Annotated in this window: 13 protein-coding genes; 2 read left to right on the top strand and 11 right to left on the bottom strand. The window is 69.9% G+C overall.

The window, feature by feature from the left end; translation table 11 throughout:
• Nucleotides 1-25: 25 nt before the first annotated feature.
• The 3 genes from ilvN to AB0G04_RS04095 form a co-directional block, all read right to left on the bottom strand.
• Nucleotides 26-544, bottom strand: coding sequence for an acetolactate synthase small subunit (gene ilvN / locus AB0G04_RS04105; RefSeq protein WP_109590959.1), 519 nt, complete (start codon nt 542-544; stop codon nt 26-28).
• The gene (locus AB0G04_RS04100) at nt 541-2370 is read right to left on the bottom strand and encodes an acetolactate synthase large subunit (RefSeq protein WP_360975942.1); all 1830 of its coding nucleotides are present in this window, start codon (nt 2368-2370) and stop codon (nt 541-543) included. Before AB0G04_RS04100 ends, ilvN begins: the two co-directional genes overlap by 4 nt.
• A 142-nt stretch (nt 2371-2512) precedes the next feature.
• On the bottom strand, nt 2513-4870 hold the full coding sequence (locus tag AB0G04_RS04095; RefSeq protein ID WP_360975939.1) for a bifunctional diguanylate cyclase/phosphodiesterase: 2358 nt from the start codon (nt 4868-4870) through the stop codon (nt 2513-2515).
• A 102-nt stretch (nt 4871-4972) separates the two neighbouring features.
• Here AB0G04_RS04095 and ilvD point away from each other — a divergent pair, with 102 nt between their 5' ends.
• Nucleotides 4973-6820, top strand: coding sequence for a dihydroxy-acid dehydratase (gene ilvD / locus AB0G04_RS04090; RefSeq protein ID WP_360975936.1), 1848 nt, complete (start codon nt 4973-4975; stop codon nt 6818-6820).
• Nucleotides 6821-7095: 275 nt separating this feature from the next.
• On the opposite strand, the gene AB0G04_RS04085 is transcribed toward ilvD, so the two are convergent.
• The 4 genes from AB0G04_RS04085 to AB0G04_RS04070 all read right to left on the bottom strand — a co-directional run bounded on the left by AB0G04_RS04085 (nt 7096) and on the right by AB0G04_RS04070 (nt 16636).
• Nucleotides 7096-8091 carry a hypothetical protein gene (locus AB0G04_RS04085; RefSeq protein ID WP_360975933.1) on the bottom strand — a complete coding sequence of 332 codons (996 nt, stop codon included), beginning with the start codon at nt 8089-8091 and terminating at the stop codon, nt 7096-7098.
• 462 nt (nt 8092-8553) lie between these two features.
• The gene (locus tag AB0G04_RS04080; RefSeq protein WP_360975930.1) at nt 8554-14115 is read right to left on the bottom strand and encodes a peroxidase family protein; all 5562 of its coding nucleotides are present in this window, start codon (nt 14113-14115) and stop codon (nt 8554-8556) included.
• Between the two features lie 119 nt (nt 14116-14234).
• The gene (locus AB0G04_RS04075; protein WP_360975927.1) at nt 14235-14966 is read right to left on the bottom strand and encodes a hypothetical protein; all 732 of its coding nucleotides are present in this window, start codon (nt 14964-14966) and stop codon (nt 14235-14237) included.
• Nucleotides 14966-16636: a multicopper oxidase domain-containing protein gene (locus AB0G04_RS04070; RefSeq protein ID WP_360975924.1), complete on the bottom strand. Its 1671-nt coding sequence runs from the start codon at nt 16634-16636 to the stop codon at nt 14966-14968. Before AB0G04_RS04070 ends, AB0G04_RS04075 begins: the two co-directional genes overlap by 1 nt.
• A 135-nt stretch (nt 16637-16771) precedes the next feature.
• On the opposite strand from AB0G04_RS04070, the gene AB0G04_RS04065 reads away from it, so the two are divergent.
• Entirely contained in the window at nt 16772-18505 is a 1734-nt protein-coding gene (locus tag AB0G04_RS04065; protein WP_360975921.1) for a BTAD domain-containing putative transcriptional regulator, read from the top strand.
• A 104-nt stretch (nt 18506-18609) separates the two neighbouring features.
• On the opposite strand, the gene AB0G04_RS04060 is transcribed toward AB0G04_RS04065, so the two are convergent.
• From AB0G04_RS04060 to AB0G04_RS04045, 4 genes are all read right to left on the bottom strand, one after another.
• Nucleotides 18610-20730 carry a hypothetical protein gene (locus AB0G04_RS04060; protein ID WP_360975918.1) on the bottom strand — a complete coding sequence of 707 codons (2121 nt, stop codon included), beginning with the start codon at nt 20728-20730 and terminating at the stop codon, nt 18610-18612.
• A gap of 172 nt (nt 20731-20902) precedes the next feature.
• Nucleotides 20903-21757: a carbohydrate ABC transporter permease gene (locus AB0G04_RS04055; RefSeq protein ID WP_360975915.1), complete on the bottom strand. Its 855-nt coding sequence runs from the start codon at nt 21755-21757 to the stop codon at nt 20903-20905.
• Nucleotides 21754-22734 carry a sugar ABC transporter permease gene (locus tag AB0G04_RS04050; RefSeq protein WP_360975912.1) on the bottom strand — a complete coding sequence of 327 codons (981 nt, stop codon included), beginning with the start codon at nt 22732-22734 and terminating at the stop codon, nt 21754-21756. The genes AB0G04_RS04055 and AB0G04_RS04050 overlap by 4 nt, the downstream gene beginning before the upstream one ends.
• Nucleotides 22735-22799: 65 nt before the next feature.
• Complete coding sequence (locus tag AB0G04_RS04045) at nt 22800-24083, bottom strand: extracellular solute-binding protein (RefSeq protein WP_360975909.1); 1284 nt, start codon at nt 24081-24083, stop codon at nt 22800-22802.
• Nucleotides 24084-24204: the final 121 nt, after the last annotated feature.

Here is a 24204-nt window from a genome sequence, read left to right as displayed (position 1 = left end):
GGCGGGTGGGGCGGTTGGACGGGGATCAGGCGGCGCGGAGCGCGGGGCCCGTGGTGATGGACCGGGATCCGCGGCCGATGGCCACGAGACCCGACTGGACCATCTCCTTGATGCCGTACGGCTCGAGGTCGCGCAGCAACGCATCCAGTTTGTCGGGATTACCGGTGGCCTCGATCGTCAGGGTGTCCGGAGCGACGTCGATCACTCGTGCCCGGAACAGCTCGACGGTCTCGAGCACCTGGCTGCGCTGCGCCCGATCGGCACGCACCTTGACCAGCAGGAGCTCGCGCTGGACCGACTGGGCCGGGTCCAGCTCCACGATCTTCAGGACATTGACCAGCTTGTTGAGCTGCTTGGTGACCTGTTCCAACGGGTTCGAGTCCGCGTTGACCACGATCGTGATGCGGCTGACGTCGGGGTTCTCCGTCTCGCCGACCGCCAGGGAGTCGATGTTGAAGCTGCGCCGGGAGAACAGGCCGCTCACCCGGGCGAGCACACCGGGCTTGTTCTCGACCAGCACCGACAGGGTGTGTTTGTTGGTCACAGGTCGTCCTCTTCGAACGTCGGGCGCACGTCCCGGGCGAACATGATCTCGTCGTTGCTGGTGCCGGCCGCGACCATCGGCCACACCATGGCGTCCTTGCCGACCGTGAAGTCGATGACGACCGGAGCGTCGTTGATCTCCATGGCCTGCTTGATGACCTTGTCGACGTCGTCCTTCGACTCGCAGCGCAGGCCGATGCAGCCGAGCGCCTCGGCCAGCTTCACGAAGTCCGGGATCCGGTGCTTGTGCGTGCCCAGCTCGGTGTTGGAGTAGCGGCCGTCGTAGAACAGCGTCTGCCACTGCCGGACCATGCCCAGGTTGCCGTTGTTGATGACGGCCACCTTGATCGGGATCCCCTCCAGAGCACAGGTGGCCAGCTCCTGGTTGGTCATCTGGAAGCAGCCGTCGCCGTCGATCGCCCACACCGTGGTGCCCGGCTGGGCGACCTTCGCGCCCATCGCGGCCGGGACCGCGTAGCCCATCGTGCCGGCGCCGCCCGAGTTGAGCCAGGTGCCCGGCTTCTCGTACTTGATGAACTGGGAGGCCCACATCTGGTGCTGACCGACGCCGGCGCAGTAGATCGCGTCCGGGCCGACGATCTCGCCGAGCCGCTCGATCACGTACTGCGGGGAGAGCGTGCCGTCGGTCGGCTCGTCGTAACCCAGCGGGTAGCGCTCCCGGATGTCGTTCAGTGTCGCCCACCAGGCCGCGTACTGCTCGGTGCCGCCGGCGCTTGCGGAGACCGCCGCGATCAGCTCGTCGATCACGTGCCGGGCGTCGCCGACGATCGGGACGTCCGCGTGCCGGTTCTTGCCGATCTCCGCCGGGTCGATGTCGGCGTGCACGATCTTGGCGTCCGGCGCGAACGAGTCCAGCTGGCCGGTGACCCGGTCGTCGAAACGGGCGCCGAGCGTGACCAGCAGGTCCGACTTCTGCATCGCGTAGACGGCCGGAACCGTGCCGTGCATGCCGGGCATGCCCAGGTGCTGCGGGTGCGAGTCGGGGAAGGCGCCGATGCCCATCAGCGTGGTGACCACCGGGATACCGGTGAGCTCGGCCAGCTTGCGCAGCCCGTCGGTCGCGCCGGCCTTGTGGACACCGCCGCCCACGTACAGCACCGGGCGTTTGGCCGCGGCGATCAGCCGGGCCGCCTCACGGATCTGCTTGCCGTGCGGGTGCAGCGTCGGGCGGTAACCCGGCAGGTCGAGCGTCGGCGGCCACTGGAAGGTGGTCTGTGCCTGCAGCACGTCCTTCGGGATGTCCACCAGAACCGGGCCGGGACGGCCGGTCAGCGCCAGGTGGAATGCCTCGGCCACGATCCGGGGCAGCTCCTCCGGGGTCTGCACCAGGAAGTTGTGCTTGGTGATCGGCAGGGTGATGCCCTGGATGTCCGCCTCCTGGAAGGCGTCCGTGCCGATGAACGACCGGCTCACCTGCCCGGTGATCGCGACGATCGGGACCGAGTCCATGTACGCGTCGGCGATCGGCGTGACGAGGTTGGTGGCGCCCGGCCCACTGGTCGCGATGCAGACGCCGACCTTGCCGGTGGCCTGCGCGTACCCGGTGGCCGCATGCCCGGCGCCCTGCTCGTGGCGCACCAGGATGTGCCGCACCTTCGAGTCGAACAGCGGGTCGTACGCCGGAAGGATCGCCCCGCCCGGAATGCCGAACGCGACCTCGACCCCGAGCGCCTCGAGCGACCGGACGAGCGCGCCGGCACCGGTCGTGGCTACCGGCGCCACGGTGGTGGGAGCGGTATTCACGGCCGCCGCGACGGTGGCCGGTGTGGCTCGATGGGCGAGGGTTTCAGGAGTGGGTCTAGTCATGGCAATTCAGACCTTTTCGGTAAGCGGTCCCGGCACTTGAGCAACAAAAAAGGCCCTCGTGCGGAAGCACGGGACCTAGCGCACCCTCCCCAAGGGGGAGCGGTGCGCTCAGATAAGTACTCGGGACGCGAAGCACATGCGGCTAACCTTGCCCCATCTCACGGCCTGAGTCAACTGATCCCACATTTTGATCACGGGACGCCGTGGCGAAATCCGGATCGCTCGGTAGCAGCGCTCTGACCTGCCGCATTCCTGGACCGAGGCGGACCACCTGGCTGCGGGCCGGCGCGTCGTTCTGCGGAGTCGAGCGGGGCGTCGGAGCCGGCCGCGGACCCGGCGACCGCAGCGACAGCAGCCGCGATTCGAGGTGTTCGGCCGGCACACCCCAGCCGAACAGCGAACCCTGCCCCAGCCGGCAGCCGGCCTCCTCCACGATCTCCCGCTGCGCCGGCGTGCCGATGCCCTCCGCCAGCACCTCCAGTCCCAGCCGGTGCCCGAGCCGGACCACCACGTCGACCAGCGGCGCCGCCGTCCCGGTCCGCGACTCCGGCTCGGCCACCAGCGCGTGGTCGATCTTCAAAATATCCACCGGAAGGGTGCGCAGCTGGGTCAGCGAGGAGTAGCCGGCGCCGAAGTCGTCGAGCGCGATCCGGACACCGGTCTCCCGCAACTCGGCGAGCCTGCGGACCAGCTCCTCCATGTCGGTGGCGACGGCGTGCTCGGTCACCTCGAGGACCAGGCGCTGCGGGGGTACGCCGTACTCGTCGAGCACATCAGCGACCCGGCCCGCGTAGTCCGCGTCGTGCAGCTCCTTCGGCGACAGGTTCACCGACAGCCAGACGTCGTGCCCCTTGGCCAGCCACTCCGCGAGCTGTTTGCAGGCCTCCTCGAGCACCCAGGCGCCGATCCGGTTGATCAGCCCGGACTCCTCGGCCACCGGGATGAACTCCACCGGCGGGACCCGGCCCAGCTCCGGATGTGTCCAGCGGAGCAGCGCCTCGGCGCCGACCGGACGCATCGACGGCAGGGCCACCACCGGCTGGAACACCAGACTCAACTGGCCGCGGTCGATGGCGTGGCGCAACTCACCGGTCAGCGTGCCGCGGCGGCGCAGCAGCTCGTCGTACTCGGCCTGATAGCGCTCGACCCGGTTCTTGCCGCGCTGCTTGGCGTACCGCAGCGCGAGGTCGGCGTCGTGCAGCAGCTCACCGGTGGCGGCCACGCCCACGCTGGCCGAGAGGAAGATCGAACCCCCGTCCACCTCGTACGGCTCGCCGAGCACCGCAAGCAGCCGGTGCGCGGCCAGCACCGCCTCGTCGGCGTCGCCGTGCATCAGCACCGCGAACTCGTCCCCGCCCAGCCGGGCCGCCACGTCCCCGGCCAGCAGGTTGCGCCGCAGCCGGGCGCCCACCTCGGCCAGCACCCGGTCGCCGACGTCGTGGCCACGCATGTCGTTGACGGTCTTGAAGCCGTCCATGTCGATGCCGACGAGCGCTTTCCGGGCGGTCGGCTCCGCGCGCAGGGCCCGCTGCAGACCACGGCGGTTGGCCAGCCCGGTCAGCGGATCGGTGTGCGCCAGCTCGCGGAAGTGCGCCTCGCTCTGCCGCAGCCGCACGGTGTAACGCCGCACGTCGCCGAGCGCCAGGTACTGACGCCCGACCAGGGCCAGTCCCTCGACGGTGGCGCCGAGGTAGCCGAACAGGTCCATGCTCCCGCCCCGGCACAGGTGGTAGCCCAGGGCGACGATCATCGCGATCATCGGGGCCACCGCGTACGCCTCACCGCGCTCGAGCACGTCGCCGGACACCTCGACCGGCCGGTCGGCAGCCCGTACCGCCCACGCCACATGCGTCAGCCCGGCCGTCAGCAGCAGACCGCTGACCAGTGCATACCCGTCGTGTTGCCGGCAGATCCCGATCGCCAGCACGTTCGCCGCGGCGGCCACCACGGTCACCCCGGCCGCCACCCGGACGGTGTACCGCCGGGGCCGGTGGGCGTGCAGCGCCAGCACCGCGGTCAGGCCCAGCCCGAGGACGAGCAGCACGGCCGGGATCAGGACCGCCAGACATCGGTACGGCGTGGCGTCGCCCAGGATCCGGGTCGGCCGGCTCAGCAGCACCCAGCCGACGAACCAGATCGCGGCCGCGATGACCAGGCCGTCGAGCACGTGCCGGATCGCGGCGGCCGGGCTGCGCGCCGCACCGGGCAGTGCCACCGTGCCGGCGAGCAGGGCCAGCGTGCCCAGTCCCATGCCGACCGCCACCGCGGTGGCCAGCGCACGGCTGTGCCCCGGCACGTCGTGGTGCCCGGTCAGCAGAGCGGTGACCAGGCCGGCCAGCGCCGCGCCGGTCGCCACCGCACCGCCGGCCGCCATCAGCAGGTGTGCCCGCCGGGCCGCGCCGGTGTGCCGGCGGCCGGACTGCCCCAGATAGGCGACCGCCGGGACGGCGACGAGCAGGCCCGCGAGGCCCGCCAGTTCCATACCGGACGGTGAGTGCACGGACACACTGTGCCGGATCTCCGGGCTTTACGACACCCCATGCGTCCCGAGCTGTGGACGTCAGCCGTGGTGGACGGCCTGCGCAGTGGCACTATGGGTGGCATGCCTGAGCTGCGCTCCCGGACCTCTACTCACGGTCGGACGATGGCCGGCGCGCGCGCCCTGTGGCGCGCCACCGGCATGACCGACGACGACTTCGGCAAACCGATCGTCGCCATCGCCAACAGCTACACCCAATTCGTACCCGGGCATGTGCACCTCAAGGACATGGGTGGCCTCGTCGCCGAGTCGATCTTCGAGGCGGGCGGCATCGGACGCGAGTTCAACACGATCGCCGTCGACGACGGCATCGCCATGGGCCACGGCGGCATGCTCTACTCCCTGCCCAGTCGCGAACTGATCGCCGACGCCGTCGAATACATGGTCAACGCGCACTGCGCCGACGCCCTGGTCTGCATCTCGAACTGCGACAAGATCACCCCCGGCATGCTGATCGCCGCGCTGCGGCTCAACATCCCGACGGTCTTCGTCTCCGGCGGCCCGATGGAGGCCGGCAAGACCGTCGCCATCGAGGGCATCGTCCACGAGAAGCTCGACCTGGTCGACGCGATGAGCGCCGCCGCCAACGACAAGGTCACCGACGCACAGCTCGAGACGATCGAACGCTCGGCCTGTCCCACCTGCGGTTCGTGCTCCGGCATGTTCACCGCCAACTCGATGAACTGCCTCACCGAGGCGATCGGCCTGTCGCTGCCCGGCAACGGCTCCACACTTGCCACCCACGCCTCCCGCAAGGCCCTGTTCACCGAGGCCGGCCGGCTGATCGTGCAGATCGCCAAGGAGTACTACGAGAACAACGACGAGTCGGTGCTGCCGCGCGCGATCGCCAACCGGGACGCCTTCGAGAACGCGGTCGCCCTCGACGTGGCGATGGGCGGGTCGACCAACACGATCCTGCACCTGCTGGCCGCCGCCCGCGAGGCCGAGCTCGACTTCAGCGTCTCCGACATCGACGCCGTCTCGCGCCGGGTGCCGTGCCTGGCCAAGGTCGCGCCGAACAGCCCGAAGTACCACATGGAGGACGTGCACCGGGCCGGCGGCATCCCCGCCCTGCTCGGCGAGCTGCACCGCGGCGGCGCCCTGCGCGACGGCGTGCGTGCCGTCCACTCCCCCGACCTGTCGTCCTGGCTCGGCAAATGGGACATCCGGGGGGAGAACCCGTCGCCCGAGGCGCTCGAGCTCTTCCACGCCGCACCCGGCGGGGTCCGCACCGTCGAGCCGTTCAGCACCACGAACCGCTGGGCAAAACTGGACACCGACGCGGCCGAGGGCTGCATCCGGTCGGTCGAGCACGCGTACACCGTCGACGGCGGCCTGGCCATCCTCTTCGGCAACCTCGCCCCGGACGGTTGCGTCGTCAAGACCGCCGGCGTCGACGAGTCGATCTGGAAGTTCACCGGCCCGGCCCGTGTCTACGAGTCACAGGACGACGCGGTCACCGGCATCCTCGGCAAAGAGGTCGTCGAGGGCGACGTCGTGATCATCCGCTACGAGGGCCCGCGCGGCGGCCCCGGCATGCAGGAGATGCTCTACCCGACCTCGTTCCTCAAGGGCCGCGGCCTCGGCAAGGCGTGCGCGCTGATCACCGACGGCCGCTTCTCCGGCGGCACCTCCGGCCTCTCCATCGGTCACGTCTCCCCCGAAGCGGCCGGCGGCGGGCTCATTGCCCTCGTCGAGACCGGCGACGAGATCACCATCGACATCCCGGGACGCAGCATCACCCTCAACGTGCACGACGACGTCCTGGCCCAGCGACGGCACGAGCAGGAGCGGCGGCCCAAGCCGTACACGCCGGTCAACCGGCAGCGGCCGGTCTCCGCGGCGTTGCGCGCCTACGCCTCGATGGCGACCGCGGCCAGCGACGGCGCCTACCGCCGCGTCCCCGAATAGCCCGGATCGCTCCACCTCCGGAGGCCGGTCGAGCACCGGCCTCCGCCGCATCGATCAACACCCACCGGCCGGCATCCAGCGCTGTATCCACCAGCACCGGGTGCCAGCCGGGAAGATCAACACCCTCCGGCCAGCACCCAGCGCTGTATCCGGCGCCCCGAAACAGCACTGGGTACCAGCCCGGAAGATCAACACCCTCCGGCCAGCGCCCAGCGCTGTATCCGGCGCCCCGAAACAGCGCTGGGCGCCGGCCGAGGTGATCAACCGGTCAGCGGTCAGTTGCCGGCGCGAAAGGGCTGCCCCGGCGTCTTCTGGGACAGGTAACGCATGACCTCGCGACAGTCGAGGTTCGGGGAGCTGTAGGTGTTGCCCTGCAGAGCCTCCACCAGAGGCTGGTCACCGGACAGTTGGTCGTCCTCGTTGTGGCAGGTCAGGCGGGCGTCCACGGCGGATTGCGGGATACGCATGACGTAGCGGGTGTCGACGTGCAGAACCGTCAGCCACTCCTCGGTCTCCGCGATGGGATAGCCGACGAACCGGCTCTCCGGCTGGACCTTCAACCGGTTGGCGCCGTCGAACAGGTCCTGGGTCGTGGTCACCGCCGGACTGTTCAGCAGAAACGCCTGCGCGGAAACCCACGGCACGTCGAGGCTGTGCATGAATTGAAACGCGAGAGCGGCGGCGCCCAGGTAGACGACCGACAGACCCTGCCAGCCGGACAGCCGGTGGGAACGCCGGACCAGCCGCTCATCGGACGAGTCCCGCCATCGATGGCGGACACGGCGCACGACAAGCTCCACACCGAGGGCGGCAACGACCACAGCCAGACCTTGAAGAAGATATTTGTACGGCGACGCCAGCGCTGTCACGGACGCGACGATCAGGATCAGCGGCCAGAGGGCGGGCTGGATCCGGCCACGGAACCGTACCGCGAACCACAGCGTGCCCAGCGCGATCGCGGGAAGCACGAAGTAGGCGTAGATGGTCACCGTACCCAGCGCCACCTGCACCGGAGTGGCGGCCAGCAGCGCGGTCGTGGTGGTCAGCGAGTATCGCGCAACTCCGTAGATCTTGATCAGGAAGAGCAGCAGTAGCAACGCCGAGCCGATCGCCACCAGTTCCCGGGTGTTGACCATCGAGGCCGGCTGTTCCCGCGCGGCCACCGGCGCCGCCGATGCCCTGCCCGCCTCCGCCTCCGCCTTCCAGCCCGGGTCTTGCTCCGGCTCCGGCTCCGGCTCCGGCTCCGGCTCCGGCTCCGATGACTTGATCACGGCGGGATAGGACGGCGTGCTTCGGGGATCCGGCTCATCGGCCGCCACGGACGGCGGTCCGGCAATGCCGTTGGTCTGACCAGCGGTGGCGGCCGGTGGTCCGGCGTTGCCGTTGGCTCGACCAGCGGCCACGGACGGCGGTCCGGCCTTGCCGTCGGTTTGATCGACCGCGGCTCGGCCCGCCGCGCCGCGTGGAGCGGGGACGACCGGACGGTCGCTGTCCGCCGCTGGGCGCCGGGGATGAACACGCGAACGTCTCCGGGGACTCGCCATCGCGTCAGCCCTTTCGTGAGCCGGCATCCGCCGGGTTCAGCGTAGGCACCAAGCACAATGGCCGGACATCCAGCGGACGTGTGAGCCTGCCCCACGCGGTCGGGCACTGTCCGGCCGGTCCGGATCGGGAAACGGCGGCGCCGCCGGCCCTGGCAGGGTCGGCGGCGCCGGTCGAGGGGCGGTTACGGGTCAGCGGACGGTGGTGGTCACCGTGGCTCCGGCGGCGGCTCCGGCCGTGTTCACGGCCTGAACGGTCACCCGGTAGCGGGCACCGGCCGGTACTCCACCGGGGGCGGTGAAGCTCCCGGACCGGGACGTGCCGGGCACGGTGGTGACCACGGCCGAGCCGAGTGGGGCACCCTTGGCGTTCAGACGCTGCCAGGTGATCCGGTAACCGGTGATACCGGCGCCCCCGGTGGTGGCGGGGGCCGTCCAGTACGCGGACGCCGTGTTCTTGCCGCCCTTGCCGCCGGGCTTGGCGGTCAGGTTGCGGACCTTCGCGGGGGTGGTGCGCGGCGTCACCGCCGTGCTGGTGGCGGACCATGCGCCGGCTCCGAGGGCGTTCACCGCGCGGACCCGGAAGCGGTACCCGGTTCCGTTGGCGAGGCCGGTCACCGTGTGGACGGCGGCCGAGGCGGAGGCGGTACGGAGCTTGCCGGTGGGGCGATCGTTTCCGGTCAAGACCTGGATCTCGTACCGCTGGATCGGGCTGCCGCCGTTGTCCGCGGGTGCGGTCCAGCGGACCACCGCCGCGCCGGCGGCCGGGGCCGGGGAGCCGATGCGGGCGGCTCCGGGGACGGTCCGTACGTCGGGGGACGGGCCGGGACCGCCAGGGGTACCGGTCGGGTTCGGCGTCGCCGGTCCACTGGGTGTGGGCGTAGCGGTCGTCGTCGGGCGAGGCGTGGCCGTGCCGGAAGGAACGGGCGTGCCGGGAACGGTCGGCGTAGGCGTCGGGCCGGGGTTCCCAGTACCGGGATTGCCAGTGCCGGGGTTACCAGTACCGGGATTGCCAGTGCCGGGGTTACCGGTGCCGGGGTTACCGGTACCAGGGTTACCGGTGTCGGGGTTGCCCGTGCCGGGGTTGCCGGTACCAGGGTCGGTCGTTCCCGGGTCACCGGTTCCCGGGTCCGTGGTTCCGCCGGTGTCGGTGCCGGTGCCGGGGTCGGTCACCACCGTGGGGGTGACCGTGTTCGAGATGCCGGAGAAGGCGCTGGCACCGGCCGCGTTGACGGCACGGACCCAGAAGGCGTAGCCGGCTCCGCCGGTCAGCCCGGTCATGGTCAGTTCGGTGACCCCGGCGTCGGCCACGTCGACTCCGATCACGATGCCGGTCTCCGCGTCGAGTGCCTGAACCTCGTAGCCGTAGATCGGGGTTCCGCCGTCGTAGCCGGGAGTGGTCCACCGGATCACAGCGCTCTCGGGGCCGGCGGTCGCGGCACCGATACCGGGGGCGTCCGGTGCCACCGGGGTGACCGGGCGCGGCGGGTTGACGGTCGGCCCGGTGACCGGCGGCGTGGTGGGCGTGACAACCGGCGGCGTGGTCGGCGTGACAACCGGCGGCGTGGTGGGTGTGACGACCGGCGGCGTCGTCGGGGTGACCGGCGGCGTCGTGGGGATGACGACCGGCGGCGTCGTGGGGGTTACGGGCGGGATGGTGGGGGTGACCACGGGCGGGACGCCGTCGTCGCCGGGTTCGCCGAGGCCGTCGTCGCCGGGAGTCGTGGCCAGCGGGGTGACCGGGCCGAACGGGGCGGTGAAGGCTCCGGGGCCGGCGGTGGTGTCGGCGCGCAGCCGGAAGGTGTAGCCGGTGCCGTTGGTGAGGCCGGTGACGATCAGGCTCCGGGTGTCCGCGGCGAGCGGCATCAGGACGGTGTCGCCGCCGCCGGTACGTTCCAGGGTGAGGCCGCTGATCGCATCGCCGCCGGTGGCGTCCGGCACGGTGATCAGGACGGTCGCCGCCGAGTCGCCGGCGAAGGCGCTGACACCGAGGAAGGCGGACATTCCGCTGACGTCGACGCGTCGGTCGTCGAACTGGAGCAACTCGACGTTGCGGACCAGGTCGTTGCCGTCCGGGCCGGAGACCAGGACGCCGCCGGCGATCGGGGTGACGGCGTAGTCGGAGCGGGCGCCGGTGAAGAGCGCGGTGTCCCGGTCGGCGGCCGAGTGGGAGGACACGATCTCCCGTACGGTCTGGATGTCGTCGGGGTTGATCCGGCCGGCGAAGACGTCGGCCCGGAGTTCGGTGAGGCTCCGCGCGGCACGCAGTTCGGTGCCGTCCGCGGCCCGGACGCTGAGCCGGACCGAGAGGTAGCGGTCGCCGTCGATGATGTCGTTGCCGCCGCGTCCCTGCAGGAGGTCGTCGCCGGCCCCGCCGAGCAGGATGTTGCCCTCGCCCCAGACGTTGCCGGTGAGGTCGCAGGGCCGGCCGGTCAGGTTGGCGACGCCGCTCGCGGGCATGGGCAGTTCGGTGACCACCTGGTCGAGGCCGCGGATACGGCCGATGCCGGTGGCGTCGAGGGCGTCGCAGCCGATCGCGCCGTCGGTGGCGGGCACACTGTCGTCGCCGCGGAGGATGTCGTCGCCGAAGCCGCCGGAGAGGGATTCGACCTCGTCGTAGCGGTCGCGGACGCCGGTGTCCAGGCCGTCGAGGCCGAGCAGCGGCAGGTCGAGGTCGGAGTCGACGGATTCGGTGCCGGCGATGGACCAGTCCCAGCCGGAGCCGCCGGCGTTCTTCTCGATGCCGGGGCCCTGGACCCCGATGTCGTCGCCGCCCTCCATGTCGTAGTCGTCGTCGCTGCCCTGGCCGAGCAGGACGTCGTGGCCGGGCCGGTTGGAGTCGTCGCGGAAAAACAGGTTGCCGCTGTCGCCTTGGAGCAGGTCGGGCGAGTCGCCGCCTTCGATCCAGTCGTCGCCGGAGTCGCCGGCCGCGCTGTCCTCCCCGTCACCGGCGATGACCAGGTCGTCGCCTTCGCCGCCGAAGGTCTCGTTGGTGTTGGCACCGCCGCTGGTGAAGTCGCGCCCGTCGCCGCCGAGGAGGATGTCGAAGCCGGGTCCGGCGTCGAGAGCGTCGTTGCCGGGACCGCCCATGACGAAGTCGGCACCGCCTTCATCGGTGAGGATGTCGTCGTCCTCGCCGCCGACCGTGACGTCGTCTCCGGCGCCGCCCTCGAGCACGTCGTCGCCCTCGGCGCCCCAGATGGTGTCGTTGTCGTTGCCGGCGCGGATCCGGTCGGCGTTCTCGGTTCCGGTGAACACCGACTGGGCGTTCATGCCGGGCTCGTCGGCGCTGTTGCGGGCCCGGTACGCGATCGTGCCGTCGGGCAGGCGCAGCAGCATGACGCGCTCGTCGCACTCGGTGGCCGGGTCGTCGTCGACCAGGTTGCCGTCCCGGGCGTACCCGGCCTCGGTGCCGTTCAGTGTGGACAGGTCGAACTTGCAGTCGGTGGTGGCGAAGACGTCGGCGCGCAGGCCGCTCGCCGTGGTGTTGCGGCTGATCAGTTCGGCGAACGTGTTGCCTTCGAGCTGGCTGCGCAGGTTCATGCCGGGCGTACGGGCCAGGTAGTACAGCCGGTCGCCGTTCTGCAGGACGGTCAGCTGGCTCTCGAAGACGTAGTCGAAGGTGCTGCCGAGCAGGCCACCGAACGGTTCGGTGGTCTCGGCGAGCCCGCCGATCCACAGGTCGATGTCGTCGAGCCCGGAGCTCGCCGTGGTCCAGGTGCCGGCGGCGTTCAGGAAGTCGGCGCCGGCCGACGTCTCGAGGAGGGTGCGCGCCGCGGCTCGTTTGGCGTCCACCGTGGTCGCCGCGGTGACGGCCGGGTGTCTGCCGTACGCCGCGATGAAGTTGACTAAGGATTCGGGGTTCTTGAGGTGCTCACCGAAGTCGATCCAGCTGACGTAGGGCCGCAGCCGCCCGTCGTTGGTCCTGGTGTGCAGGACCCGGCGGAAGTTGTTGAGCGTCGGGATGCCCTCGGACCGGCCCCGGGCGATGTTGATCGCGCCGAGGTCCATCGGCAGGCCGAGCAGGTTGCTGCGCAGTGTGTCGGTCATGAACTCGTCGAGGTCGTTGCCGACCTGCTCGCTCATGCCGAGGACGATCTCGCCGGCCGCGGCCTCGGGCGACAGGGTGCCCCGGTTGGTGAACGCGGGCGGGTTGAGAAAGCCGTCGAGCAGGGACAGGTTCCCGGCGGTGGGACGCTCGATGCTCTCGTTCAGCATCGAGTGGCCGAACCGGTAGACGGCGTGGGCGAACTCGGCGTAGACGGCCGGGTCGAGCTCGGTCTGGGTGAACGCGGCCGGCTGGAACGGGTTGATCGCCGGCTGGATCTTGCGGGCGAACTCCTCGAAGACGAGGTGCTGGTACTCCATCTCGTTGATGAACTTGGCGGCCTGGAAGATCCGCTCGCCGGTCCACTCGGGGTCGCCCTCGATGATCCGGTTGATGTCGCCGACCAGGCGGTTGTGCTCGGAGTGGAAGATCTGGTGCACGGCGGTGAGGCCGATGTTCTCGTTGGCCCGGCCGTCACCGGCGATGTAGTGGGCGGCGAGCATCTCGTCGTCGTAGGTGCCGGCCGGCTGTGACGCGAAGTCCGAGGACGCGTTCGTGTCCGAGTCCGGAACGAGTCTTGCCGATGGCGTCGCGTGGTGGGCGATATCGGTCAGGAACGGGGTGTCGAAGCGCACCACGTTCGCGGGGACCGCCACCGGGTTCGCGAGGTCGCCCTCGACCAGACCGGTCGCCGTGACGTACTGCGGGAGGCCGCGGGCCGGACCCGGCACGAAATTGCCGTACGCGTCGGCGAGCACCATCGGCACGTTCAGCGCGTCCAGGTCGGACAGTGCCAGACCGAGCACCTCGCGGGTCTGCTTCTTCACGTCGGTCCAGGTGGGCAGGCCCCCGGCGGCACCGCCGAGCAGGTTGCCGGTGGTCTTCGCAGCGGCGGTGTACTCGCGCAGGAACACCTGGTGGGCGGCGTGGGACGTGTAGACCTGGGAGTTGTCGACGTACGGGGTGTCGGTGTTCTTCGACGGGTTCGAGGCCCGGGTGAGCATCATGAACCGCATGGGCGGCGGGACGTATTTGGCGTCGCCCGGCTTTGGGTCGTCGGCGTTGCCGGCGACACGGTCGGGGCCGGCGATCAGCGGGTCGTCGGCGCGCAGCGGCACCATGACGATGTCGTTGCCCTTGACGGTCTGGTCGATGCCGTGGTCGAAGAACTGCCCGAAGAGCGTGAACCACGAGTTGTACGGGGCGGACAGCCCGAAGTCGGTAGTGACGTTCGGGATGAACAGCGTGGTCCCGTCGGTCCTGCCACCGGACACCGCGACGGCTGCCGGGTTGGCCGCGGTCTGGTCGGCGATGATGTTGCTGATCTGCCGCGGCTGCGCGTCGACCGGGCGGGTGCCCCGGTAGACGCCGGTGTGCTCGGCGGGGGCGAGACGCGGGAACTCCCGGTCGGCGGCGCCGTAGGCTTCCTGGCCGGGGGTCAGGTGGTTGCAGGTGCCGTCGACGGTGCGCAGGCCCATCGAGAGCATCGGGCTGCCGAGCTGGTCCAGCAGTGCCCCGCAGGGACCTGTCTCGCTGGTGGTGTTCGCGACATGCGTCTCAGCGATCTTGATCTGCTTGAGGATGTACGACAGGTCGGCTTCGGTGATCGTGAATCCCTGGCCGATCGGGGCGGCCTGGGCAGGAGCTACCAGAACCGTGGTGGAGAGCAGCGCACCGAGCACGGCGGCGGACCAGACTCTACGCAAGGGGACCTCATCCGGGGAAAGGAATGTCCGGTTATTTCGGGCATATCCTCTGGCAGTGGGGTGTGGTCCACCTGTGGTCATCCTGAAAAGCAGAAGGGCCCCCGTAACGGGGGCCCAGCTCAGTGTCCGTGTGGCCGATCTCGGAGGTCAGGTATGCCGTGCGACAGCTCCACCCCCGGACCGGGCAGGTTGGCCGTGACGTGGACGCGGTCGGCCGGTATCCCGGCGGCCCGTCCCATCGACTCGCGCACCGCGGTGATGGCCTGGTCGCTGAGCACCGCCCCGAAGTAGCGGACGGTCACCCCGGTCGGCTGCACGTCGGTGACGTACCGGTTCAGCGCGTCCCCCAGCACTCCCTCGGCGTCCTGCCGGTCCCGTACCGACTCCGGCGTCACGCCCACCGGCGGCAGCACGGAGAACGTCAGGTCGTGCACGAGCACCGGCTGCACCAGGTAGAACGCGACGCTCGCCGGCTGGTGGTCCCGCATCAGTGCCTCGGCGTCGTGCACCCGTACCCCCTCGTCGAGCACGAGGGTCATCTCCGGCACCAGGTATTCCAGCAGTTCCTCGGAGAAGACCGCGAAGGTGGCGTCGGTCAGCCGGCCGAGCTTCTCCCCGGCGGCCAGTCCGCGCAGTTCCCGGGCGATCGCCGCGCGGTCGGCGCCGGGGGCCGGCCTGATCGCGATGGCGGCCCGCTTGCGCACCATCGGGCCGTCGAAGCTGGTGGTGGCCAGGCGATCACCCGCGTCGCCGACGACGACGTGGGCCACCGGCGCGGGCTCCGGTACCGGCCGGGCGTACCAGGCCACCCCCGCGGCCGCGACGAGCAACCCGGCCAGGATCCGCTTCATCAGCTGCCCAGCGGGTAGCTCGGGCCGTACACGACGGGCTGCTCGGGCATCTGGTCGTGGTACGCGGGGTCCGCGACGACCGGGTCGTTGGCGTCCAGGTCGCCGACCGCGAACTGGATCATCATGTCGCTGTCCTCGTGCACCAGGTTGTGGCAGTGCAGCATGTAACGGCCGCCGTCGTTGCCGTCCCCCGTGACGAACTGCATGAGCACCGAGGCCGTCTCGTTCTCGCCCAGGTAGAAGACGTCCTTCGGGCCGTTCTCCCAGGCGTACGGCTTGTTGCCCGGGGTGTTGTTGCGCGCCAGGACCATGCCGTCGACCAGGTGGATGTGCACCGGGTGGAACCAGCCGCCCGACTCGTTCACCAGGTCCCAGATCTCCACGTCGTACGGGGCGGGGTTGCCCAGCACCCGCTTGAAGTTGCTCTTCTCGACGTCGTCCCAGGTCTCCCCGTTGACCGTCCAGAGCCCGTGCTTGCGCTCGACCCGTACCGTCCGGCGGGCCGTGGCCATCTCCGGCTTCAGCTTCATCACGTCGATCGCGCCCCGGTTCGCCCACGGCACCGGGCCGGCGTCCAGGGTCGTCGGGATCACGTAGGTGTCCGGCGCTCCCGAGTCGGCGACCACCTCGAACTGCATCACCTTGCCGGTGTTGTCGAAGTCCTCGTTGTTCTTGTTGCTCAGGTTCCGCAGCTCGATCTTCTGGCCGACCCGGTACTTGCGGAAGTCGATGAGCACCTCGTAGCGCTCGCCGGAGCTGTGCCGGAACGAGCCCACCTCGGTCACCTTCGGCGTCAGCCCGCCGTCGGTCGCCACCACGTGGAACGGCTCGCCGGTGCTGAGCTTCCATCGGTACGACCGGGACACCGACGACACCAGGATGCGGAACCGGTAGACCCTCGGCTTGACCCGCATCTTCGGCCACGGCACCCCGTTGACCAGGATCACGTCACCCATGAAACCGGCGTGGTCCTGGTCGTCGAACGCCACCGAGCCGTCCGGCTTGAACGCCATGTCGTTGACCACGATCGGAACGTCGTACTGACCTTGCGGCAACTGCGCGGCCTCGTACTCGTCGGTGAGGTGGTACATCCCGGCCAGGCCGGTGTAGGCGTTCTCGGCCGTGGTCCGGTGGTTGTGGTCGTGGTACCAGAGCGTCCGGGCCGGCTGCCAGTTCGGGTAGAGATAGGTCTTGCACTCGCCCGGGTGGCTGTGGTCGTTGGCGTATCCGTCGTACTGCGGCAGCGACGCCGAGCCGTGCAGGTGGGTGACCGTGCTGAACGGCTTGCCGTTGAGCCGGTTCAGGGTCAGCGCGTTCTTGATCCGCACCTCGGAGCGGGTGCCCCGCGGGACCCGGATGGTCGGCCCCGGAAAGATCCCGTTGTAGCCGGCGATCGGCGTGGTGAGGCCCGGAACGATGCTGGCGAGCCCGGTCTTCTGCGTCAGCCGGTACTTCTGGAACGGGCCCTGGTCGTCGACGCCCTCCTCGAACGGCGTCAGCACCGGCGGCCTGCGGAACATGCTGGTGTACGGCGTGGGCGTGTTCTTCCTGGCCAGCCCGCTCGACTTGGCGATCACCGCGCCACCGCCGGCCGCGAGCATGATCCCGCCGCCGCCCAGCGCCAATGCGCCCTTCAACAGACCCCGCCGGCTCACACTTCCCCGTGACATCGAACTCCCTCAGGTTCCATCCATCAGTCGGTCGCGGACGCTATGCGGAGGGCCTTTGGTAATCCTGTGGAAAGCCTCAACCCGGGCATACCCGGCGCCGAAACGTCTCCCCGTAGAAGCTCACGAGGAGGCAAGATGCGCGTCAGCGTGCTCGGACAGCTGACCGTCACCGGCGACACCGGCGAGGTTCTGCCCGCCGGCGAACTGCCGAGACGGGCCCGGCAGGTCCTGGCCGTGCTGGCCGCACGGCACGACCGGATCCAGTCGAAGGATGCGCTCGCGGACTCGGTCTGGGGTGACGACCTGCCGGGAAACCATGTGGCGGCGCTGGAGCACTACGTGTCGGTGATCCGGCGGCGGCTCCAGCCCGACGGTTCCCCGGCGAACTGGTTCATCGTCACCCGCAGCGGTGGCTATCTGTTCGACACCAGCCGGGCCGGGCTCGACCTGGCCGAGCTGCGGTCGCTGATCCGGCGGCTCGACTCGCTCACCCCGGGCTGCCCGGACCGCCTGACCGTGCACGCCGACATCCTCGCGCTGGCCCGTCAGCTGCCGTTCCCGGAGGACCCGTACGCCGAATGGGCCGATCCCATCCGGACCGAGGTGCAGGTCGCGGCCGTCAACGCGCTGCTGCAGACGTCCGAGTGCGTGCTGCCCGACGACCCGGCCCGGTCGCTGCGCCTGGCCCAGGAGGCGATCGAGCTCAACCCGTTCCTGGAGTCCGGCTACCGGGCCGCGATGACGGCCGCGATCGCGATGGACCGTCAGGACGACGCGCTGCGGATCTTCGAGCGCTGCCGTCAGCTGCTCGACGAGGAACTCGGGGTCACGCCGTCGGCGGAGCTGACCCGGCTCAAACGGGAGGTGCTCGCCACCCGTACCGCCCCGGTGGAACCGACCCCGGAGCCGGCCCCGGGCCCCGTACGCGTCCCGGTGCCGGTGCCGCCGCCCGAGCTCTGCCGGGGTCTTTTCCTCGGCCGGGTCACCGAGCTACGGGTGCTGCTGGAGCCGGACCCGCCGCCGGTGGTGCACATCGTCGGGCCGTCCGGGTCCGGCAAGTCGGCGTTCCTGGCCGAACTGGAACGGCACGCACCCGGCCGGGTCGGCATCGGGCACGGCGGGTCCTCGGTCGGGGTGCTGCGGCACGCCTGGTTGCGGGCTGCCCTCACCGATCTGGGCGCCAAGCCCGAGGTGCTGGCGGTCGTCGACGCCGCCGGCCCGGACCGGCCGCTGCTGCGCCCCGATCTGGAACTGATCGGCACCGCGTTCGACGGCCCGGAACCGATCTTCGTGGCCATCGACGACGCCGCCGAACTGGATGCCGCAAGCGTCGCCGAGCTGGCATGGCTCGGTCGGCACTGTTCCGCGCTGCGGATCGTGCTCACCTACTGCTATCCGTCGGAGATCGCCGAGCGCCCGCTCTCCGGGCTGGGCTCCCCGGTCGTGCTGCGGCTGGAACCGCTCACCGAGCGCGACCTGTCCGAACTCGGCCACGAGGAGCTGGCGGAGCGGACCGGTGGCATACCGGCGCTGGTCGGCGCCGCGCTGCGCCCCACCCAGGTGTCGCATGCGGTGGCCATGCAGATCGCCCGGCAGCGCACCCGCTGGATGCCCGACCCGTCGTGGGAGATCCTGCGGCTGTGCGCGGTCCTCGGACCGCTGAGCGTGGCCGAACTGTCGACACTCACCGGTTACTCGCTGCCGGAACTGCTGTCCTGTCTGGACCATCTGGTGCACGCGCACCTGCTCACCGAGAACGAGGACGGCCGGGTCCGGCACCGCAGCTCGCTGACCAGCGCGGCGGTTTCCGGGCAGGTCTCCGCGGCCTCGGCCCGCTACCTCCGCCGCCGCCTGGCCGCCGACGCCTGACCCCCGCACGGAGGCGGCGGGCCCCGGTGGGAGCCCGCCGCCTTCTTTGCTGTTGTTCAGACCCTTCCGGGAGTACGGCTACGCGTCCTCCGGTGCGAGCGGTGTCAGTTGGTGACGGTCACCGGAGTGCCGAGCACCTGGGCGCCGGTCGACGTCACGAAGCTGATCGTGCGCACCGCGCCGGGGTTCGGCCCGGTGACCCGGATGCTGAACCCACCCGCCGCGTCGACGGTGACCGGAGCGCCGACCACCCGGCCGGTCAGCGTGCTGCCCAGGACCGCGGTGACCCGCTGCCCGGCGAGCAGGCTGCTGGTGCCGGAGATGCGCCACTCGTTGTTGCCGGTGCGGTACCGGACCGTCAGCCCGCCGAGCGTCTCCGCCTGCGGCCGGATCGTCACCCGTGCCGTGCCGGTGCCGGCCGGGTTCGTGACCGCCAGCTCGAGCACGACCGGGTCGTTGTTGTGCACGTACCCGTCGTTCGGGCCGGGAGCCGCCGGCAGCGTCATGGCCGGGTAGGTGAACGTCGGCCGGGCGCTGGTCGCACCGACGAGGGTCACGGCCGGGCCGGACACCTGCCGCCACGAGTACGTCTCGGCACCGGTCGACCCGGAACCGTCCAGGGTGACGGTACGGCCGCGGACCACGGTCTGGTCGGCGCCGGCGGCGGCCTGGGCGGGAGCGGTACCGCCGATCACCACGGTCACGGTGGCCGGCAGCCCGGCGCCACCGGGACCGGACACGGCCAGCCGGAACGAGTAGGTGCCGGGCGTGGTGGGCACGAACGAGGCCTTCGCCAGTGTCGCGTCGGTGAGCGGCACGTTCGGGCCGGAGATCTGGCTCCAGGCGTACGAGTCGATCGAACCGGTCGAGCCGGAACCGTCCAGGACGACCCGCTGGCCGGCGACCGCGCCGGACGTCGCGACCGCGCTCGCCACCGGCATGTCCGGCAGGAACACCTGACCGGTACCGGTCACCGGAACCGTGGTCGAACCGCCGCCGGTCGAGGTGACGGTGACCGTCGCGGGCGGCGCGGTGACCCCGGTGAACGGGCCGTTGATCGGGCCGAACCCGGTGACCGAGAAGGCCGGCGGTGTCACGTCGGCGTCGCTGGAGGAGGCGGCGACGGTCAGGGTGCCGGCGTCCGAGTCGTACCGGGCGTCGGTGACCCGGACGACGTCGACCACCTTGCGGGTCTTCTTCGCGACCGGGCGGTCACCGGAGTTGACCACCTCGATGGTGACGCCGGGCGGAACCGGGCCGGTGACCGGGAACCGGCCGTAGTACCGGCCGTTGCCGCCGCGCAGCTTGGTGGTCCGGAAGCCGAGCACGGCGTTGGCGCTCACCTCGATGGACTGGCCGGGCTCGCTGGTGGCATAGACCTCGACGACACCGCTGCCGTCCGCACCGACCGTGTAGGTGGCCTGGTCGATGTCGACGCCCGAGTTGGTGGCGTAGCGGCCCTGCACGCTGAACAGGTCGGTGAACCCGAGTTGCGCGGTCACCGCGCCGCTGACCGGGTCGAGCTGCTCCACCCGGACGAAGTTGGTGCTGTAGGGGCTGCCGACCACCTGGTGATCGACGCCGGGGTCACCGGTGTACCCGGCCGGCGCCGCCGGTGCGACCGCCGGGTCCCACTTGAGGAACGGCCCGATCCGGCTGCTGATCGCGTGGCCGAAGGCACCCGGCGTGGTGCCGATGTCCTCGGTCATGTTGACGCCCCGGTCGGTGGCGGTCAGATCGTCGATGCCGTACGGGTGGGTGATCCGGAAACGGTCACCCTCGTTGGCGTCGAACCGGATCCGGACCCGGCCGAACACCATCTGGTCGCCGTCCTTGACCTCCTCGGCCGCCCAGGCACCCTCGAGGTCCATACCGATCCCGAAGTCGACCCCGTTGGACAGGGTCATCTCGGCACCGGCCAGCTGGTAGAAGAACTCGCCCGGGAAGTTGTCCGGGTACGAGACCGGCGCGTCCGGGTTCGGCACCTCGTCCGGCAGCGTCGAGCAGAGCGGGTCCTCCAGGGTGGTGCAGGCTTCCAGCCGCAGCCCGTTGCTGTCCCGGTACCAGGCCGGGAACCCGTGCTCGGCGAGCGGGCCGGCCTGGGTCAGGCTGCCCTGCCTGGTGCCGGGATTCACCACGACGGCGGCCGCGGTGGTGGCGAGAGGTGCAATCACCGCCACGGTCACCCCCGCGGTGACCGCGAGACGACCCAGTTTCTTCTTCATCGGACTCCTCAGGGTTCTCCGAACGCCACCGGGGTGGCTCGATCGGGCACCCTGCCGGGACGACCGTTGGTCCGGCTGAGTCCACCTGCGTACCGGCTTAGCTTTCGCTGAAAGGAAACGGTGAGGCCCGCCCACCGAGAGCTGGTGAGCGGGCCTCTGCTTCCGGGTTCGCCTACTTGAGCGCGCCCTCCATGATGCCGCGGACCAGCTGGCGGCCGCCGAGCAGCAGCAGGATGACCAGGGGAACCGTGGCGACGAAGGCACCGGCCAGCACGCGGCGGTACACCACGTAGTTGCCGCTCGCCAGGTCGGAGAGAGCGACCATCGACGTGGGGAAATCGGTGCCGTTCAGGGTGATCAGTGGCCACTGGAAGTCGTTCCAGGTGGCCACGAAGGTGAGCAGGCCCAGGACCGCGAGGGCCGGCCGGACCGCCGGGAGGACGATCGTCCAGTAGATGCGCAGCGTGAGAGCGCCGTCGATGCGGGCCGCCTCGACCAGCTCGTCCGGGATCGCGTGCCCGATGAACTGGCGCATGTAGAAGACGCCGAACGCCGTGACCAGGCCGGGGGCGATGACCGCGAGCAGGGTGCCGTTCCAGCCGAGCTCGTTCATCACGATGAAGAGCGCGACCACGCCGAGCTGGTTCGGCACCGTCAGGGTCAGGATGACGATGAACATCAGGACGTTGTTGCCCTTGAAACGCAGCTTGGCGAAGGCGAAGCCGGCCAGCGAGCAGAAGAACAGCGTCGACGCGGTCACCGCGACGGCCACGATCAAGCTGTTGATCAGCGAGGCGGTGAAGAAGACGTCCTGCATGGTGAAGACCTCACGCAGGTTCACCATCAGTTGATCGCCGGGGATCAGCGCCGGCGGCGACGACATCACGGCCTCGTCGCTGCTGGTCGCGATGACGAACATCCAGTACACGGGGAAGGCCGAGATCAGCAGGATCGCGGCCAGCCCGAGGTACGACTTCCAGGTGCCCGGGGTGTCCTGGGGCGCCCGGCTCAACAGGCGGCTGCTCACTTTCCGCCTCCCAGGCGCCGGGTGACCAGGGCGTTGATACCGGCCACCACCAGAATGATCAAGAACAGTGCCCAGCTCATCGCCGCGGCGTAGCCGAGGTTGAGGTCACTCCAGCCGACCCGGTAGATGAGCTGCGAGATGGTTCGCCACTGGTGGTCGTAACCACCGTTGGCCTGCGCCGGGTTCTCGTCGAAGAGCATCGGCTCGGTAAACAGCTGAAGACCGCCGATGGTGGAGAGGACGACGGTGAACAGGACCACCGGCTGGATCATCGGCACGGTGATCTTCCACAGCTGGCGCCACGGGCCCGCGCCGTCGACCGCAGCGGCCTCGTAGACGTCCTTCGGGATCGCCTGCATCGCGGACAGGTAGAGCAGCGCGTTGTAGCCGATCCACTTCCAGTTGACCATGACGGCGATGGCGATCCAGCTGCTCCAGGTGCCCGCGCGCCAGTCGAGGGGCTGCTCCTGGCCGAAGCCGACCAGCGACAGGAACCAGTTGGCCAGGCCGTTGTCGCGGCTGAAGAACACCGCGAAGACAAGTGACGACGCGGCGACCGGCGTGACGTACGGCAGCAGGATCCCGATCCGCCAGAAGGTCGCGCCACGCAGCTTGCGGTTCAGCAGGTTCGCGATCATCAGGGCGATCAGCAGCTGCGGCACGGTGGAGAGGATGAAGATGCCGAACGTGTTGACGAGGGCGTCCCAGAAGTCGGAGTCGCCCGCCAGCTTCGTGAAGTTGTCGAAGCCGACCCAGCCGTTCTTCTCCTTGTCGATGAGGTGCCAGTGCCGCAGCGACACCACCGCGTTGAAGATCAGCGGGAACAGCCCGAAGATCGCGAAGAGCACGAAGAACGGCGCGATCATCAGGTACGGGAAGGTCTTGGTGTCGAATCGGTGGAGCCAGAACTTCGGCCGTTTCGGCGGCGCGTGCTTCGGCTCCTCGGTGTGCGCGACGCGCACGTCGGTGAGGGCCACGGGTAACTCCTAGGGGCCGGACGGCGGGGCGGCCGTGGCCGCCCCGCCGTTCTCTTCGGGATGGGTCAGGAGTTCGCGGCCTTCTCGGCTTCCTTGACCGCCTCGGCCCAGGCGGCGTCGGACTTCAGCGTGCCCTGGCCGACGCGGTTGATCACGTTCTCCACGGCGAGCCGGGTCGGACCGTTCTTCTTGCCCAAGTACTGCGGCTTCAGGTTCTCCGCGGTGGAGGCGAAGATCTGGCCGGTCGGGGCGTTGGTGAAGAACTCCTTCTTGTACTCGAGGACGGCCGGGTCCTTGTAGAGCGCCGGCTGCGACGGCAGGTTACCGACCGTCTTGAAGACCTCGATCTGCTGCTCCGGCTGGATCAGCCACTCGACGAACTTGTACGCCTCGTCGACGTTCTTGCCCTGCTTGGGGATGGTCCACCAGGAACCGCCCCAGTTACCGCCGCCGCCCGGGATCGCGGCGATGTCCCACTTGCCGGCCTGGTCGGGCGCGGTCTTCTGAATGTGACCGAGCATCCAGGCGGGGCAGGCCAGAACCGCGAACTGGTCCTTCTTGAAGCCCTGGTCCCAGTTGGGCTGGAAGCTGGCGAGGTTCGCCGAGATGCCGGAGTCGAGCGCCTTCATCGCGACGTCGAAGCCGACCTTCGGGCCGCCCTCCATCTGGAGCTGCTCCTGCTCGTTGTAGAAGCCGACCGGCTGCTGCGAGAGGATCGGGTTGAACAGGTTGGTGGCCGAGTCGATGAACTTCTTCTTCGTCTTGTCGGTGTAGGTCTTGCCGGTCTGCAGGAACGCGTCCCACGTCGGCCAGAGCTTGGAGACCTCTTCGCGGGAGGTGGGCAGGCCGGCCGCCTTGAACAGGTCGGTGCGGTAGCACATGGCCAGACCGCCGACGTCGGTGCCGAGGCCGATCTGCTTGCCGTCGGTCGACTTCGAGGCCTGCCACTTCCACGGCAGGTACTTCGACTCGAGTGCGCCGGCGCCCTTGTCGTTCAGGTTGACGAACTGGTCGGCCTGCTCGCGGAACTGGACGATGAAGCCCTCGTCGACGGCCGAGATGTCCGGGGCGCCGGAGCCCGCGACGAGCTTCTTCTGCAGGTCCTGGTGCTGCGCCTGGTACTCGCCGGTGTTCAGCGAGATCTTGACGTTGGGGTTGGCCGCCTCGTACTTCGCCTTCAGCTGGTCCAGGCCCATGTCGCCCCAGAAGTTGATCTTCAGCGTGACCTGGGCGTTACCGCCCTCGGTGTTGCCGCCTTCCAGGTCCTTGCCGCTGCAACCGGTTATCGCCAGCGCGGCCACCAGGCCGGCGGCGCCCATGCGCATGGCACGGCGTCCGAACTTTTCCATAGTCATTTCCTCCGCAAGGAGATCCGCATCACTGAACCGGGTAAGTTGTGGGAACCGTAAGCCCGCCTTTCAGCGCTGTCAATACCCGGTTACGGGCACGCTCCCATCCCGTATCAAGCCG

Source organism: Actinoplanes sp. NPDC023801 (assembly GCF_040639655.1).
Lineage (GTDB): Bacteria > Actinomycetota > Actinomycetes > Mycobacteriales > Micromonosporaceae > Actinoplanes.
This window is presented reverse-complemented; position numbering and strand designations above follow the sequence as displayed.

Excerpts from the sequence above, each read along its gene's own strand:
- AB0G04_RS04065 (WP_360975921.1), top strand. The coding sequence starts at position 16,772 with ATGCGCGTCAGCGTGCTCGGACAGCTGACCGTCACCGGCGACACCGGC.
- AB0G04_RS04075 (WP_360975927.1), bottom strand. The coding sequence starts at position 14,966 with ATGAAGCGGATCCTGGCCGGGTTGCTCGTCGCGGCCGCGGGGGTGGCC.
- AB0G04_RS04060 (WP_360975918.1), bottom strand. The coding sequence starts at position 20,730 with ATGAAGAAGAAACTGGGTCGTCTCGCGGTCACCGCGGGGGTGACCGTG.
- ilvD (WP_360975936.1), top strand. The coding sequence starts at position 4,973 with ATGCCTGAGCTGCGCTCCCGGACCTCTACTCACGGTCGGACGATGGCC.
- AB0G04_RS04100 (WP_360975942.1), bottom strand. The coding sequence starts at position 2,370 with ATGACTAGACCCACTCCTGAAACCCTCGCCCATCGAGCCACACCGGCC.
- AB0G04_RS04045 (WP_360975909.1), bottom strand. The coding sequence starts at position 24,083 with ATGGAAAAGTTCGGACGCCGTGCCATGCGCATGGGCGCCGCCGGCCTG.
- AB0G04_RS04070 (WP_360975924.1), bottom strand. The coding sequence starts at position 16,636 with ATGTCACGGGGAAGTGTGAGCCGGCGGGGTCTGTTGAAGGGCGCATTG.